Source organism: Bacillus sp. FAU20 (genome assembly GCF_056033865.1).
Window position 1 is genome coordinate 1 of the sequence record NZ_JBVYHY010000029.1, and the last position, 19116, is coordinate 19116.

5 protein-coding genes and 1 pseudogene are annotated in these 19116 nt (G+C 31.3%); all 6 read right to left on the minus strand.

All coding sequences use genetic code 11. The features are described 5' to 3' along the window. Positions 1-2440: non-ribosomal peptide synthetase (locus AC0OM3_RS28160; protein ID WP_474213360.1), on the minus strand; the 2440-nt coding region annotated here is incomplete at its 3' end. Between the two features lie 102 nt (positions 2441-2542). Beyond that, positions 2543-8506, minus strand: coding sequence for an amino acid adenylation domain-containing protein (locus AC0OM3_RS28165; RefSeq protein WP_474213368.1), 5964 nt, complete (start codon positions 8504-8506; stop codon positions 2543-2545). A 2-nt stretch (positions 8507-8508) separates the two neighbouring features. After that, on the minus strand, positions 8509-10395 hold the full coding sequence (locus AC0OM3_RS28170) for a condensation domain-containing protein (RefSeq protein ID WP_474213362.1): 1887 nt from the start codon (positions 10393-10395) through the stop codon (positions 8509-8511). A gap of 305 nt (positions 10396-10700) precedes the next feature. Continuing rightward, positions 10701-17393, minus strand: a complete 6693-nt coding sequence (locus AC0OM3_RS28175) for an amino acid adenylation domain-containing protein (RefSeq protein ID WP_474213364.1) — start codon at positions 17391-17393, stop codon at positions 10701-10703. A gap of 112 nt (positions 17394-17505) precedes the next feature. Continuing rightward, the gene (locus tag AC0OM3_RS28180) at positions 17506-17730 is read right to left on the minus strand and encodes a condensation domain-containing protein (protein ID WP_474213366.1); all 225 of its coding nucleotides are present in this window, start codon (positions 17728-17730) and stop codon (positions 17506-17508) included. A 50-nt stretch (positions 17731-17780) separates the two neighbouring features. Continuing rightward, positions 17781-19116, minus strand: a pseudogene (locus AC0OM3_RS28185) (condensation domain-containing protein); the annotation flags it as partial.

Below are 19116 nucleotides of genomic sequence, written 5' to 3' on the forward strand. Positions count from 1 at the left end.
CGTTATTTAAATACCCTTTACTTAATCCGTCTCCAGAAATACATAGTTCTCCAGGCACACCAAGTGGAAGCAGGTTAGAATTTTTATCTACTACAAAAACCGAAGTATTTGCTAACGGTTTTCCTATTGGGATAACCTCAGTTACTTCATTAACAAAATAATAAGTAGCATATACCGTGCTTTCAGTTGGACCATAAACATGAATAATTTTATCTTTGCCCAATTTCTCAAGGGCTTTGTTCACATGTGAAACTGAAACTCTTTCACCACCGAATAATATTTTTCTTATTTTATCTAAACAATCTATTTCTAAATCTACAAGCGCATTAAATAAAGCTGTGGTAATAAACATAATACTTATCTGTTCTTCCTTTATTAACTTAGCTAGTTTAACAAGACTTAATACAGTGTCCTTCTCAACCATTATTAACTTTGCACCATTTAGAAGCGCACCATAAATATCAAATATAGACCCATCAAAAGCATAATTCGAAAGTTGTAGTATCGTATCATTCTCATTAATTTCAATATAATTTGTATTCTTAACTACTCTAATTGCACTATAATGCGGAATAACTACTCCTTTTGGTGTTCCTGTTGATCCTGAAGTATAAATGATATAAGCTGTATCACTTGAATGATTTATCAAATTCAAATTATCTGTACTTAGCCTTAAAAAATTCTCTTGATCTAAATTAATTAACTCCACATTCAAATTAAGTTGACTTATACATCTATCTTGAGTCAATAAAACTTTTACATTACTATCTTGTAACATGTAGTCAATTCTCTCTTTAGGAGTCTCAGGATCAATTGGTAAATACGCCGCTCCGGATTTTAAAATCCCCATAATTCCTATAATCATTTCTAAAGAACGGTCCACCATGATTCCTACAATTGTGTTTGATTGAACACCTTTTTCTCGCAGTAGTCTAGCTATTTGATTTGATTTTTCATTTAATTCCCTATAAGTTAGGTTATTACTTTTAAAGCTAACTGCCACACGGTCAGGTGTCTTCTCAACCTGTTCCTCAAACAATTGATGTATCAACCTATCTTTAGGATATTCAACGGTTGTTTCATTAAATTTATAAAGAAGGATGTTTCTTTCCTCTTCTGAAATTAAATCTATATCGATCAATTTCTTAGCATCATTTTCGATAACTTGCTTCGTTACATTTTGAATATGACACTCTAAATTGTTGATTAGTCTTTCTTCATATACATTTTCATCATATACAATTGTTAGTTTCAATTTCTCTCCTATTCCTACAGTAAGGCTTAGGCTATAATTACTTCTCTCTTCGTCGGTTACAGATACAACTTCGAACCCTAATCCACTTTCCTTTTCTTCCAATCCTTTTTCATCAATAGCATAATTTTCAAATACTAATATATGATCAATAAGATTACTTTTTAAGTTGCTAAGAGCTTGAACTTCGGCTAAATTAATATAATTATAATCATTACCCTCTATTGCATCATGTTGAGTTGCTTTTAAAACCTCTTTAAATGATTTTTCACTTTGCAACTTTATTCTAGTTGGTATTGTATTTATAAATAAACCTAACATATTCTCTATACCTTCTACAGCTGCATCTCTGCCTGAGACAACTGTTCCAAAAACAACATCCTCACTATTGTTATACTTCGCTAGAATAAGCCCCCAAATACTCTGCATCACTGTATTTAAGGTGACGTTATTCTTATTTGCCAGTTGTGTAATCTTATCAGTTAACTCTTTTGAAAACTCTATCACTTTTTCTCTTCTCTGATACTTTCCAGCACTAGAGTTATTAAATTTAGGGAGGGTAGCAGTTGACTCATACCCCTCCAGATACTTACTCCAATACTTCAATCCTTCTTCATTATCCTGATTATTTAGCCAATTTATATAATCACTATAGGGTCTAGGATCTTCTAATTGATGCTCTTCACCTTTCATTTTATGTGAATAGATAGTAAATAACTCATCTAATATAATCCCAATACACCAACCATCAAGTAATATATGATGAAAGCTCCAAATTACTTTATATGAGTTATCATTTGTTTTGATCAAACAAATTCTCATAAGGGTTTCTTTTGTTAGGTCAAAGCCCTTCACCTTATCATCTACTATATATTTTTCCACATATAAATCTTTAGTGTTTAAATCTAAATTACTTACATCATTGTAGCTAAACTTAATTTTTCTATCCCTTAATATTACATGTAATGGCTCGTCCAATTTATAATTAAATGATGCTCTTAACACTTCGTGCCGTTTCATAATCTCGTTGAAACTTTCCTCAAAAATAGTTTCATCTACATAACCTTTTATATCTAATATAATTTGTTCAAAATATGCATCTGAATTTTTATCTTCAATAGCATGAAACAGTATCCCCTTTTGCATATTTGACAATGGATAGATTTTCTCAACTTTATTAACTTTCATAAATTTATCCCCCTAAATAGTTTCCGTCGGAAAAGGCACAAAAATTATAAATATGATTTGTACAATTAAGTAGTCGCTATGATTGTGTTTTGCCTCCAGGCTTTAATTATCGATGAATTCATATTCACCTAGTAACTCATCAAGCTCTTCTAGTGACATTTTATTGTAACCATAATCGGAAGCTGTTTTTTCTGATTCCGTTTGATTAATACAATGATTGATTATCATTTCAAGGTTCTCTTTATACTTTTGGTTAAAATCAGCGATTAAAAATTCAGAATATTCCCCTTCATTGAAGGTAGTGTTTATTATTAATGTATCCTCTACAATTATTGAATTAATTTCTATAGAAGCATCTCTTGCATTTTCGCCACCTATACTTTCGCCAGGTGATAGCCATGATGCAGAAAATTCTTCATCGGTCGCTTTTTTACTCATTTCTCCCAAATAATTAAATAATATAGGTGCCGTTTCATCATTTAACAAATCTTGATCCTTTTTTAGGTATTTTAAAACCCCATATCCTATTCCGTTATTAGGAATTTTTCTTAAAGTCTCTTTTACCAATTTTATACTCATAGAAATTTCTTTTTCTTTACCTAAATCAAAATATACAGGGTATATTGTAGTAAACCACCCAATAGTCCTACTAACATCTATGTTTTCAATGACTTCTTCTCTTCCATGACCTTCCATGAGAATTTTCAGCCTGTTTTCTCCTGTTAAATCTCTTACTGTTACTAACAAAGCCGCTAAAAGGATATCATTTATTTGAGTATTATATGTTTTGTTTGTTTCTCCCAATAACTTTTGAGTGTTCTCCTTATTTAGTGAAATGGTTAAGGTCTTGCTATTTTTATAATCGGTCACATCTATTTCTTCATTTTTTGCTAAAAAATCTACTTTCATTTTAGATATGTCTGCCCAATATTTTTTTTCTTTTAGAAGTTTATTACCTACCGCATAATCCATTAAATTTTCTGAAAACTCCTTAAATGAATCCGTTTTAAAACCTATATCAAGTTTTTCATTGAGATATGCTTGTTTGTATAACATTTCGAAATCTTCGAATAATATTCGCCATGATACTCCATCTATTACAAGATGATGGATAGTAATAAGCAAATGATCACCCTCATTTGTTCTAAAAATGCAAAGTTTTAACATTTTACCGTCAGTAATCGAAATTTCTTTTTGTATATTTGTTGCTAGTTGACCCACTATCTCCTGTTGATTATCTTGATTCTTAATATCATGGACATATAAATCAAAGAAATCCCCATTTAAATCACGATTATATTGAATAATTTCACCATTTTCCTCTTTATAAATCATTCGTAAAGCATCGTGTTTTTCACAAATTTTACGAAACACCTTTTCTACAATCTGTTCTTCAAATCCATTTTTTCTATACAGCATAAATGATTGATTATAGTGATTTAGCTCTTTATTATTTAATGCTTCGTTTAATACAAAATGTCTTTTCTGTATTGGCATTAAAGGAACATTTCCCTGAATTATTTCATAGTTTTTCTTTACTCTCGATTCATTTTTTACATACTTACTAAGATTTTTAATTTTCGGGTTTTCAAATAAATCTTTAATTTTGAGTTTAAGATTCACTTTCGATAGTTTAGAAACTATTTGTAACGCTTTTATAGAATCTCCACCAACCTCAAAAAAACTATCGTTAATTCCAATTTCTTTAATACCCAAGACATCCTGCCAAGCTGATACAAGATGTTCTTCCACTTCATTTCGAGGCGCTTCATAATCTGTTCCCTTAGAAAGGTCCCCCTCTTGTACAAGAGGCAATGCTTTTCTATCTATTTTTCCATTCGGTGTAAGAGGCATTTTATCTAATTGAATAAAAAATGAAGGAATCATATAATCTGGTAAATAATTTGACAAGTAGTCTCTTAATTCACTTGTAGTTAGCTCCTCTTTAGCTATTATGTATGCACATAAATAGGTAAAACCAGCATTATCTTTCCGATCAATTACTACCGCCTGATTTATATTTTGATTACCTAATAGTTTAGCTTCAATTTCTCCTATTTCTACCCTAAACCCTCGAACCTTTACTTGATTGTCTATTCTTCCTAAAAACTCAATATTTCCATCTGAAAGCCATCTTGCCAAATCTCCTGTTTTATACATTTTTTCACCAGGTATAAAGCCATTTGAAACAAACCTTTCATGAGTAAGATCTGGCTTGTTTAAGTATCCTTTTGCAAGACCTTTTCCACCAATGTACAATTCACCATACACCCCTATAGGTTGTGGTTCTAATAAAGAGTTTAAAACATAATATTTTGTGTTATTTAACGGCTTTCCTATAGGAGTATTTACCATTTGTGGTATATAATCGTACTCTTCTTCATAATAGCTAGAATCAATAGTTGCTTCTGTAACTCCATAGCTATTAATTACTCTCATATTCTCCCCATATCTTTTAACCAAATTTTTGTACTCATGTATAGGACAGCTATCAGAACCTAATATTAATAATCGTAATGTCGTGAGATCAAAATTATTTTCATATACATAATTCATAAAAGGTATAATAAGACTTGGAGTGGATTCAAAAATATTAATCTTATACTTCTTAATTATCTTATATAATAAATCTAGTTCTAGCTTGATATGACTCGGTACTATATACATTGTCCCGCCATTTAATAAACTTCTACATAAGTCCCCTGCAAATACATCAAACGACATACTAGCCATTTGTAATAAATTCACTTCATACTTTGACAATTCATAGTGATCTCTCCAAGTGTAATGGGCATTAACCAAATTTTTATGCTCTACTAACACACCTTTAGGGTTTCCAGTTGTTCCTGATGTATATATGATATACACTAAATCATCTGGTGAATTGATATGATTCAAATTATCTTCATCGATATCATATATATCTATATGATTTATATTTACTACTTCACCGTAGGAACCATTTTTATCCGTTAGATGTTCTTGGGTAATAATAATGTCCGCACTACTATCCTCAAGCATAAATTCTATTCTCTCTGTAGGGTATTCTGGATCTATCGGCAGATATGCTCCTCCAGCTTTTAGAACCCCCAATATTCCTACAATCATTTCTACTGATCTATCCACCATTATTGCAACTATACTATTTTGTACAACACCTTTTTCTCTCAAAGTTCTAGCTAGTTTATTTGCTTTTTTATTCAATTCTTCATAGGTCAACTGCTTTTCTTCGAACACTACAGCTATATGATTTGGTGTTTTTTTAACCTGCTCTTCAAAAAGTTCGTGTATAGTACCTAGTGGATATTCAACAGCAGTATCATTATACTTGTTTAATATCATTTCTCTTTCTTCTTGTGAAAGCAAATTTATTTCACTTAATTTTTGTTCAGGATTATTAACAATTTCTTTTAAGATATTAACTACATGATTTCCAATTCTTTGTATTGTTTCTTTTTTAAATAATTTTGTGCAATACTCTAAAATAAATTCTATATGATCTGTATTTTCAATTGCCGATAAACTTAAATCAAACTTTGCCGCTTTAAAATCAATGTTATACGGTTCGATTTTTAAGCCTTTTATATTCAACTCTAGATTATCTAAATTTTGAATAGAAAACATCGTATCAAACAATGCGTTTCTACTAATATCCCTTTTTAAGGCTAGCTTTTCAACTAATTCATCAAATTGATAATCTTGATTTTCATAAGAATTTAAGGTGTTTTCTTTTACTTTCTTCAAATAATCAATGAATCTACTGTCTGCTTTAGGACGATTTCTCATCACAAGAGTATTAACAAACATACCAATAGTATTTTTCAAATCATCATGTTGTCTTCCTGCAGTTGGCGAGCCAACTATAATGTCTTCTTGTCCCGTATATTTCGAAAGTAGCGTTGTATATGCTGCTAAAAGTAGCATATACATAGTAACTCCATTTTCCCTTGCAAACATTTTAAGCTTGTTTGTTAGTTCAGGATCTATTTCAAAACTTAATCTATCTCCCTCGCTACTTTGTATTTGTGGTCTTGGAAAGTCAGTTGGCATATTCAGAACTGGTATCTCATCCTCAAATACTTTAAGCCAATATTCCTCCTGTTTCTTTATATTATCACCGTTACAAAACTTTTCTTTCCATTCTGAATAGTCTTTATATTGAATTTCTAATGGCGCTAATTTTTTTTCTCCAAATATATCTGTTAACTCTTTCATCAAAATGCTCATTGATACTCCGTCTGAAATAATATGATGCATATCAAGCATCATGATATGCACATCCTGACTAACTTGTACGATTTCTACCCTTAGAAGAGGAGCTACCTCTAGATTAAAGGGTCTTATGAATCGCGCCACTCGTTCTGATACGTTCTCTTTCCCTAATTCACTATATTCAATTTTAAAATCTATTTCTTTTTCTATCTTTTGAACTGGTTCTCCATCAATCATTACAAAAGAAGTTCTTAATGCTTCATGTCTATCAATTAATGCTTTAAAGGCTTTTTCAAAAGTGTCCAATTGAAAGCGCCCCTTCATTTGTATAACAACTGGTAGATTGTAAGTAATTCCACTATCCTCTATTTGATTTAAAATATATAGCCTTTTTTGAGCCGATGAAAGATTATAAAATTGCTTTTCCTCAGCTTTCTTTATTTTTGAGTAAGTACTCGTTTCTTTCCCTTTTATATATTCGCCAATGCCTTTGATAGTAGGAAAATTAAATATTTGTTTTAATGGTATTTCAACATTTAATTCTTTGTGTATCTTTGATACCAATGAAAAAGCTTTTAGTGAATGTCCTCCAGCTTCAAAGAAGTTATGATTTATTCCAATTTTCTCTATACCCAAAACGTCCTTCCACACTAAAGCCAACTTCTCTTCTACTAGATTTCGAGGTGCTTCATAATGATTTTCTATAAATTTATTGAAATCTGGTTCCGGTAATGCTTTCACATCCACTTTTCCATTAAGTGTAATCGGCAATTTTTCCATCTCTATGAAATGCAAAGGAATCATGTAACCAGGAAGCTCTTTGGCAAGCAACTCTCTCACTTTATCTATGTTCAGTTCTTCATTCAAATCATTAACTGTAATAAATGCGCAAAGATATCTGTTTCCATCTATCCCCTCTTTATCAATTACTTTAGCTTCTTTTATGTTCGATTGTCTTAATAAGTGATATTCAATTTCTTCCAGTTCAATTCTAAAACCGTGAATTTTTACCTGATTATCTATTCTACCTAAAAATTCAATATTTCCATCAGGTAGCCATCTTACTAAATCTCCAGTCCGATACACTCGTTCTCCTAAACTAAAAGCATTAGACTTGAATTTTTCTTCAGTTAATTCTTTTTTATTTTTGTATCCTCGCGCTACACCTTCTCCACCTATATATAATTCACCAGGTATTCCTATCGGCAGTAATTGAGCGTTATTATCCAAAACATATAATTTATAATTGCTTAGTGGTTTACCTATAGGTACACTCATTCCCATACAATCATTGGAACTGACCTTATAATATGTTGCACAAACAGTTGTTTCTGTAGGACCATATGAATTATAAACATCGGCAATCTCAATAATATTTTTTATATATTCATACTTTAAAACATCTCCACCACTAATAAATTTCATATTTTTATTAAGTATTAAATGCTTATTTTTATCAATTTCATTGAGTAACAGTGGTGAACAGCTTACTAAAGTCACATTATATTTTTCAATATTTTTAACTAGCTCATCTATGTTCAGATCACCAATTTTTTTACTAATAATTAATTTCCCTGAATTAGCCAAAATAGGAAATGTTTCTTCCGTAAAAGCATCAAATGAAAATGAAACTACTTGTAATATAGAATCTTCTTCATTTAAAGTAATTTGTTTTGAAAATGCATAAATATAGTTAATGACGTTACGATGTGTAGTCATAACCCCTTTAGGCTTTCCACTAGAACCTGACGTATATATTAAATAAGCTAAATCAGATGAATGATTTAAATTTTCTAGGTTGTCCTTATTTAAAGAACTAATTTCTTCATCATTAAATAAAATACTTGGAACTATTCTTACTTTGAATTGTAAGTGCTCCTGAGTAACAACTGTTTTGCTTCACTATCTTTTAGCATATATTCAATTCTTTCTTCAGGATACTCAGGGTCAATTGGTAAATATGCTGCTCCAGCTTTTAAAATTGCCAATATGCCAATTATCATTTCTGGGGATTTATCCGCCATAATTCCTATTACAGTATCCGGCTTTGCACCATTTTTTCTAAGCAACCTTGCCAGTCGATTTGCTTTTTCATTTAGTTGTTTATATGTTAATTGTTCCTCTTCAAATATAACTGCAATATGATTTGGTGTTTTTAGAACCTGCTCTTCAAATACATGGTTTAAGGTCTTATTTTTAGGAAATTCGGCCATGGTATCATTAAATTTGTGTAATATGATTTCCGTTTCTTCTTCTGAAAGTAAATTTATTTCTCCTAATTTAAGCCCCGGATTATTGGTAATTTCCTTTATTACATTTACTAAATGACCTGCAAGTCTTTTGATTGTTTCTTTTTTAAATAATTTTGTGCAATATTGCAAATCAAATTTCAAATGATCTGTATATTCTATCGCCGTAAGACTTAAATCAAATTTCGCCACATTAAAATCAATATCGCAAACCTCAGTGGTTACTCCATTTATATTAAACTCAAAATTATTTTGAGTTTGTATATCAAACATCGTATCAAACAATGCGCTTCTACTTGTTTCTTTCTTTAAATTTAGTTTCTCTACTAATGTATCAAATTGATATTCTTGATTCTCATAAGCATTTAATGTGTTTTCTTTTACTTGTTTTAAATAATCAATGAATTTAGTATCTGCTTTTGGATAACTTCTCATTGCAAGGGTATTGACAAACATGCCAATTGTATTTTTTAAATCATCATGTGTTCTTCCCGCAATTGGTGAACCAACTATTATGTCCTCTTGCCTTGTATATTTAGAAAGAAGCGTTTTATATACTGCTAAAAGAAGCATATACATAGTAACTCCATTTTCCCTTGCAAGAAATTTAAGTTTATTTGTTAATTCAGAATCTATTTCAAAACCAAGCCTATCTCCCTCACTACTTTGTATTTGTGGTCTTGGAAAATCAGTTGGCATATTCAGAACTGGAATGTCACCCTCAAATACCTTGAGCCAATATTCCTCCTGCTGCTTTATGTTATCTCCTTTATAGTATTCTTTTTGCCATTCCGAATAGTCTTTATACTGAACTTTTAATGGTGCTAATTCTTTTTCTCTAACTAAATCAGCTAACTCCTTCATTAAAATCCCCATTGATACTCCATCTAAAATAATATGATGCATATCAAGCATCATGATATGCTCATTCTGATTAACACGTAAAATCTCTACCCTTAGAAGCGGCGCTATCTCTAAATCAAAAGGTCTTATAAATCGTGCCACTCGTTCTGATACGCTATCTTCTCCTAATTCACTATATTCAATTTTAAAATCTATTTCTTTTTCTATCTTTTGAACTGGTTCTCCATCAATCATTACAAAGGATGTTCTTAATGCTTCATGTCTATCAATTAGTACCTTAAAAGCATTCTTAAAAACTTGCATTTGAAAATCGCCCACGATTTTGATAACTAAAGGAATATTATATGTCGTACCTTTAGATTCCAAATTATTTAAAATAAGCATCCTTTTTTGTGCCATTGATAAGGTATAACAATTATTTTCTGATTGTTTCGCTTTTGGAATTTCATTCTTTTTTTCTATATCTTCATTTTTTAAAGCTATAATAATTTTTTCTTTATATAACTTTATTTTTCCCTTTAATTCAGCTGTTATTAGTTCACGAGGTCCAATAATTTTTATCTTCCCTTGATTCTGATATAAGAAAATGTTTGATTTTTTCAAATCATTTATAAACCCTTTAATATCCATAACTAGAATCATTCCCTTCGCGGTGCCCATTCAATTTCTCACACTATTAGTAAATAACTAAAACAACTATCAAATTCCATATACATCTTTGAAATTCAAACCATTGGGCCTAGCTTAACTGCACAATCTATTCCTTTTTCTCTGCTGAGAAGAAGTATAGATTGTACAGTTTTCCTAGGATAAATCCCCTTTTCTTATAATTAAATCTGAAATCTCAAAACAATCAACATTATAGAAAATCTGCCTTTTTACACCTATTACTAATATCTTTTACCTCCAAAAGAAATGAATTTCATTTTAAACCGTTATACCTCTTCCTCAACATAATCATAAGAACTATTTTGACGATCATGTTCAGTTGATAGGATATAATTTGCTAAACCCATTACACTTGGATTCTCAAAGAAATTGTGAATGCTTATATCTGTATTTAAAACTTTATTAATAGCAGCAACAGCACTCATTAACTTCAGTGAATTTCCTCCTATTTCAAAGAAGTTATGAGAAATTCCAATAGATTTGATGCCTAGGATTTCTTCCCAAATTGAAATAATAGTCTCTTCTACAAAATTACTTGGTGCTACGTACTCTACCTCAGTTGTTACATTCCCATCAGGCTTTGGTAATGACTTTCGGTCTACTTTCCCATTTGTAGTTAGCGGTAGCTTATCAAGTTGAACAAAAAATGCAGGAATCATATACTCTGGAAGCTTTTTAGTTAGATACTTTCTAATTTCTTGAATTATTAATTCATCTTTCCATGTTTCAGAAGTAAAGTAAGCGCATATATATTTTTCACCATGAATATCATCTCTTACGATAACAATAGCTTCCTTTACTTTTTTATATTTAAGTAGCTGACTCTCTATCTCACCAAGTTCAATCCTGAAACCACGAACTTTCACTTGATGATCTATTCTACCTAAGAACTCAATATTTCCATCAGGCAACATCCTAACGAGATCCCCTGTTCGATACATTTTTTCTTCTGGTATAAATGGATTTGAGACAAACTTTTCTGCTGTCAAATCTGGTCGGTTTAAATATCCATGAGCCAATCCTGCTCCACTTAAACAAAGTTCTCCAGCTACGCCGATTGGAAGTAGTCTCTGATTTCCATCTACTATAAATGCTGAAGTATTTGCTAATGGCTTCCCAATTGGTATTGTGTCGAATTCTTCATTGATTTCATTTATACAATAATACGTAGCAAAAACAGTACTTTCTGTCGGACCGTATACATGAATCAGCTTATCTTTCCCTAAATACTCCAATGCTCGTTTTGTATGTGATACTGAAATTCTTTCACCACCAAAGAGGATTTTTCTTATATTAGATAAACACTCTATTTCTAAATCAACCAATGTATTAAATAAGGCTGTAGTTATAAACATAACACTAATTTTTTCTTCTTTTATTAATTTTGTTAGCTTACTTAAATTCAATACTGTATCTATTGATACCATCACTAATTTTGCACCATTTAACAATGCACCGTAGATGTCAAATACGGATCCATCAAAAGAATAATTTGAAAGCTGTAAAATAATATCATCTGCATCAATCTTAATATAGTTTGTGTCACGAACAACCCTTACTGCATTAGAATGTGATGTTACCACACCTTTTGGTACTCCAGTAGAGCCCGATGTATATATGATATAAGCTATGTTCTCAGAATCATTTATAGGAGCTAAATTCTCTTTACTCAATTGAAAATTCTCACTCTTATCTAAACTAACCATCTCTACATCCAATGAGGAATCATTAATGAACTTCTCCTGCGTTAATAGAATTTGAATATCACTATCTTGTATCATAAATTTAATTCTATCCTGAGGAGATTTAGGATCTATCGGCAAATAAGCTGAACCTGATTTTAAGATACCCATTATTCCAATTATCATCTCAGGGGATCTCTCAACCATAATTCCCACAATTGTATTTGCAGTAATTCCTTTATCTCGTAACCATCTAGCAACTTGATTAGACCTTTCATTTAATTCTTGATACGTCATTTTAGTGCCTTCAAATTCAACGGCAATATGATTAGGCGTTTTCTCTACCTGTTCCTCAAACAGCTGATGTATAGTCTTATCCTTCGGATAATTCGTCTTTGTATCATTAAATCTATACAATAATACATCTCGCTCTTTCTCTGGGATTATGTCTATCTCATTTAATTTCTTATCCTCATTTAAAACAACTTGTTCCGTTACCTTTTTAAGATGCATTTCTATATTGTCTATTATTTCCTGTGGATAAATCTTTTCGTTATAAGTTAATTTTAATACTAACTGTTCTCCAGGAATTGCTACAATGTTGAATCCATAATTGGTTTGCTCTTCTCCCCTTATATTTTGACACATAAAACCTGTATTACTTTCTGCATGATTAAAACTACTATCATCCAGTGAATAATTTTGAAATACCATTACATGATCAATTAGATTTCTTTTTAGATCATGTAAAGATTGAATTTCAGCTAAATTTATATAGTTATATTTATTATTTTCTATTGATTCATCCTGGACATTTCTTAAAACCTCTTTAAAACTACTATCTTTTTCCAGTTTAACTCGAGTCGGAATTGTATTAATGAATAATCCTACCATCGCTTCAATTCCTTCTACTTTTGCCTCTCTTCCTGATACGACTGTTCCAAATACAACATCTTCTATATTATTGTACCTCGCTAAAAGAATGCCCCAAATTGCCTGCAGTACGGTATTAAAAGTAACTTGATTTCTATTTGCGAGTTGAATAATGTTACGAGTCATTTCTTTTGAAAATTCTATCATTTTTTCTTTTCTTTTATATTCATTAACTTTATTCAAGATTTTAGGAACCTGTGCTTGTTCTTCATATCCATCCAAATAGCTCTTCCAATGTGCTAATCCTTCTTCTTTATCCTGTTCTTCCAGCCATCTTATATAATCACTATATGGTGTTGGCTCCGCTAAATGGCTATCTTCACCTTTCATCTTTCTTCCATAAACATCAAAGAACTCACCTAATATAATCCCAAGACACCATCCATCTAACAATATGTGATGATGACTCCATACCAATTTATATGAATCCTGATTCATTTGAATTAAGCTAATTCTCATTAATGTTAACTCTTCACTTAAATTAAAGCCTTTTTGTTTATCATTTTGTAAATAATTCTCTATAAACTTTGTTTTCTGCTTAATGCTTTCGTCTTGAATATCATAATATTTGAAACCTACTTTTCTATCTTGAAGTATGACGTGTCTTGGTTCCTCCACTAATTCATACTCAAATGCTGCTCTTAATATTTCGTGTCTCCTCATTATTGTATTAAATGATTTTTCTAAAATATCTACATCTACAGTCCCTTTTATATCCATTACAATTTGTTCAAAATACATACTAGAATTTTTATCTTCTAATGCGTGGAATAACATCCCTTTTTGCATATTTGCTAACGGATATATTTTCTCAATAATAAAACCATTGTATTTTTCTTTTATTTCTTCAAGTTCTTCTAATGTTATATTTATATCTCCATAATCAAAAGGTGTTTGGTCTGGTTCTACTTTATTCGCACAGTGATTAATTATCATTTCAAGACTTTCTTTATATTTCTGATTTAAGTCCTTTATCATTTTTTCACTGTATTCTAATTTATTAAATGTTGTATGAATAACCAATTCACCATTTAAAACCATTGAATTCATTTCTATAGATGTATTCCTATTAATTTTCTTACCCACTGTTTCACCTATAGACCATTTCGATGCAGAGAATTCTCTCCTGTTAATATCTTGATCCAATTCACCTAAATAGTTAAATGAAATTGGTGCCTTTTCTTCATTCATAAATCCCTTATCTTTTGCTAAATGTTTTAATACCCCATAACCTATTCCTTTATTTGGTATTTTTCTCAAAGTTTCTTTAACTGTCTTTATGTTGGTCGAAAGTTCATTTTCATTCCCTATATCTAAAAGCACTGGATACATCGTCGTGAACCAGCCAACAGTCCTATTGATTTCGAAATTCTCTATTACGTCCTCTCTTCCATGCCCTTCCATATTTACTTTTAGCTTGTATTTCCCCGTCAATTCTCTGGTTCCAACTGCTAAAGCTGTTAATAAAATATCATTTATTTCTGTGTTATATGCCCTATTTGTATTTCTAAGTAAAGATGTAGTGAGTTCTTTATCTAATGTAATACTTACTGTACTACTATTTTCAAAGTTGTTTTTTGTGATTTCTTTCTTTTTAGGGATAAACTGTACATTCTCTTTTGATATACTTGTCCAATATTCCCTTTCTTTCATTAATTCCCTACTCACACTATAAGCTTTTAACTTTGATGCAAATTCTTTATAGGAATCTGTTTTGAATCCTATTTCTAGCTTTTCACCCTTTTCTAGTTGTGAATATAAAGTCTCCAAATCTTCGAGTAGGATTCTCCATGATACTCCATCCACTACAAGGTGATGAATCGCAATCAGAAGATGATCTCCTTCATCAGATTTAAATATACAAAGCTTTACAAGTTTACCTTCTTTAATATCCATCTCTTTTTGAATATTTGTAGCAATTTCATATACCTTCTCTTCCTTATTCTCAACACCCTTAACATCATGAATATATAAATCAAATAGGTTCTTGTCATAACCTCTATTATATTGAATTATTTCTCCCTCTTTTTCTTTATATATCATGCGTAAAGCATCATGATGTTCCATAATTTTATTAAATACTTCTTCTATCTGTTTTTCATCAAATCCATTTTCTCTAAATAGCATGAACGATTGATTAAAATGATGTTTCTCTTCTTGGTTTTTCTCAAAATACCAACTTTGTATCGGCGTTAATTCTACTTCCCCATTTACTATTTCATGAACCTTTTGTTCTTTCTTTTCTCGTTTTATATATTTTCCAAGATTTTTAATTTTTGGATTTGCAAATAAATCTTTCATTTCTAGTTTAAGACCAATTCTAGATAATCTAGATATAATTTGGATTGCCTTAATGGAATCTCCTCCAGATACAAAGAAATTATGATTAATCCCTATATCCTCTATCCCAATAATACTTCTCCAAATTTCAACGAGCTTTTCTTCCACTTCATTTCTCGGTTCCTCATACTCTACCCCGGTATTAATACTTCCATCTGGTTCAGGAAGTGCTTTTCTGTCTACTTTCCCGTTCGTTGTCAACGGAAGTTTATCTAATTTCACAAAATATCCAGGAATCATATAATCCGGAAGTTTCTGTTCTAAATATTCTCGAATTTCCCTTGCATGTAATTCTTTTTGTGAAACGATATACGCACATAAATATTGATTACTTTCCTTATCTTCTCTAGCTATAACAATCGTTTCTTCGATATCTTGATGAGTTGACAGTTGACTTTCTATTTCTCCAAGTTCAATTCGATAACCACGTATTTTCACCTGATGATCTATCCGTCCTAAAAATTCTATATTCCCATCAGGTAACCACCTTGCAAGATCTCCAGTTCGATACATAGATTTACCGTTATTAAATGGATTTTCAATAAACCTTTCAGCTGTTAATTCTAGATTATTCAAATATCCTCTTGCTATCCCCTCACCTGATACACACAGTTCCCCAGCTACTCCAATTGGCTGAAGATTATTTCCCTTGTCTAATATATATATATTAGTGTTTAAAATTGGTTTTCCAATCGGAATTACCTTATCACCGCTTATTTGATCAAACTCAATTCTATAACTTGTGGAATCTACACAACACTCTGTAGGCCCATAAACATTTGTGATATTAGGTTTAAAATCAGCAAACTTTCCAAATAAACCTTTGATTAAATAAGGCGTTAATGCCTCTCCTCCTACAATAAATTCTTTAATTTCTAATTCTTGTTCTATTTTATTTACATAGCTAAGCATTGTTAAATGTGCCGGAGTAGCATCGGATACATGTATTTTATTTGTTGCATAATACTCAATTAAACTCATTGCATTCCAACATACTTCCTTTGGCACAACAAATAAGGTATGTCCTAAAAGTAATGTGGCAAATATTTGTTTCACCGATGCATCAAATATAAATGGTGCTAGCAACGCGACATTAACATTAGTATTGAACCTTTTATAAATTACATTATTTAACCCATTGACTAAGTTATTTACACTATTTTGTTCTATCATTACCCCTTTAGGATTCCCTGTAGAACCTGATGTATATATTACATAAGCTAAATTTCGAGGACTATTTATTTTACTGATATTCGTTCTATTTTCTTTATATTTTAATTTATCTAATTGTATAATTTGTCCATGAAAAGATATATCGCTATGAACCTCATTCGTTACGCATAGTATCTCTATATGGCTATTACGTAACATATATTCTTTTCTTGTCCTAGGATAAGTTGGATCAATCGGTAAATAAGCTCCTCCAGCTTTTAAAATCCCCATTATACCTACTATCATTTCAATAGAGCGTTCCACCATTATTCCCGTTACTACGTCAGGACCAACTCCTTTTTCGCGAAGTATATGCGCAAGGCTATTTGCCCTTTCGTTTAGCTCTTTATATGTTATACTTTGATTTTCAAAAACAAGTGCCACATTATTAGGTGTCTTCTCTACCTGTTCTTCAAAAAGCTCTGGAAGTGTTTTTTCTTTAGCATATTTTCCTTTTGTATTATTAAATTCGTTTAATAACTTACTTTTTTCTTTCTCTGTTAATATATCTATTTCACTTAATTTCTGTTCTGGATTTTCTACTACTTCTCTTAAGACGTTTATAAAATGCTCTAAAAACCTCTCTATTGTTTCCTTTTTATAGAGAGCCGTACAGTATTCAATTTCTAATCCTAATCCATCCTCTAACTCACTTACATGTATAGTAATATCAAACTTAACTATTTCCCTCTGATCTTCTAACATGCTAACCTTTAGTCCATCCAAATTTAATAGCATATTATCAGTGTGTTGAAATACCAGCATCGTATCAAATAATGCACTTCTACTCATATCTCTTTTGTAAAAGTCATCTTTTCAACCAGTTCATCCAAAGGATAATCTTGATTTTCATAAGCCTTTAATGCATTTTCTTTTACTTCTCTTAAATAATCTACGAAATGTTTTATCTCTCATTTGGATAATTTCTCATCGCAAGGGTATTCACAAACATTCCGTTGACAATATTTTCAAAATCATGATGGCTTCTTCCTGCAATTGGAGATCCTACCACAATATCATCTTGACCCGGTATATCTTCGAAAGTAAAGTTGTATATCCAGCTAACAGAAGCATATACATGGTAACCCCATTTTCTTTTGACAATTTCTATTAAGGTTCTTTTTGTCAACCTTCACTATCTGATTTCAAAACTTTCTTTTAGCCCCTCTAAGACTTTGTGTCGGGCGGGCCTTTTATAATCTGTTGGCATATTTAAAAATAGGTACTTCTTCTTTAAAAACATTTATCCAATATTCTTCTTGCTTCTTTCATTTCCTCTTGAGTAAACAAGTCTTTTTGCCATACTGCATAATCTTTATACTGTAGGTCCAATGGGGATAACTTTTTCCCTTCATACAGTTTACAGAGCTCTCTATTTAAAATGTTCATTGAAACTCCATCTGAAATGATATGGTGCATATCTAGGACCATCACGTGCTCATCATCTGTGACATGTATAATTTCAACCCTTAAAAGAGGACCTTTCTCCAAATCAAACGGTTTAACAAATCCATTAATCATATCATCTAGCTTATTGGTACCCATTTCTCTATACGTCACTTGGAAATCTATCTCTTTTTCAATCTTTTGAACTGGTTCACCATCTACCATTACGAAAGAAGTTCTTAAGGCCTCATGTCTTTCGATTAGTTTATAGAATGTATTCTCAAGCTGATGAACATCCAAATCACCTTTTATTTTCATAGCGAAAGGCATATTATAAGATACTCCGCTACCCTCTATTTTGTTTAAAATGTAGAGTCTTCTTTGGGCAGATGAAAGCGGATAATAATCTTGTTCTTCTACTTTTTTGATCGATGCATATACACTTTCTTTCGTAGAGTCAATATATTCTCCAATTCCTTTTATAGTAGGTGTTTGGAAGATTTGTCGTAAAGGTAGCTCCACCATAAGTTCCTTATGGATTCTAGAAACCATCGTAGTCGCTTTCAGTGAATGGCCTCCAATTTCAAAAAAGTTGTGTTGAATTCCTATGTTTTCTATATCTAAAATATCTTGCCAAATGGATACAAGCTTTTCTTCGACTGTATTCCTTGGTGCCTCATACTCTACTACTCCTGCAACCGAACTTTCATCAGGACTTGGTAAAGCCTTTCGATCCACTTTCCCATTTGTAGTAAGTGGTAGCTTGTCTAGCTGAACAAAAAAAGCAGGAATCATATACTCTGGTAACTCTTTTGCCAAAAACTTTCGAATTTCTTGAACCCTAATCTCGCCCTTCGATGATTCGGAAGTAAAGTACGCACATAAATATTGATGATGACTATTATCTTCTCTTGCGATAACAACAGCTTCTTTTACTTCCTTATGTTTTAGAAGTTGACTCTCTATCTCACCCAGTTCAATCCTGAAACCACGAATTTTCACTTGATGGTCAATTCTTCCTAAAAACTCAATATTTCCATCAGGTAACATTCTCACAAGGTCTCCTGTTCGATACATTCTCTCTCCTAGAATGAACGGATTTGGAACGAATCTCTGAACTGTTAATCTC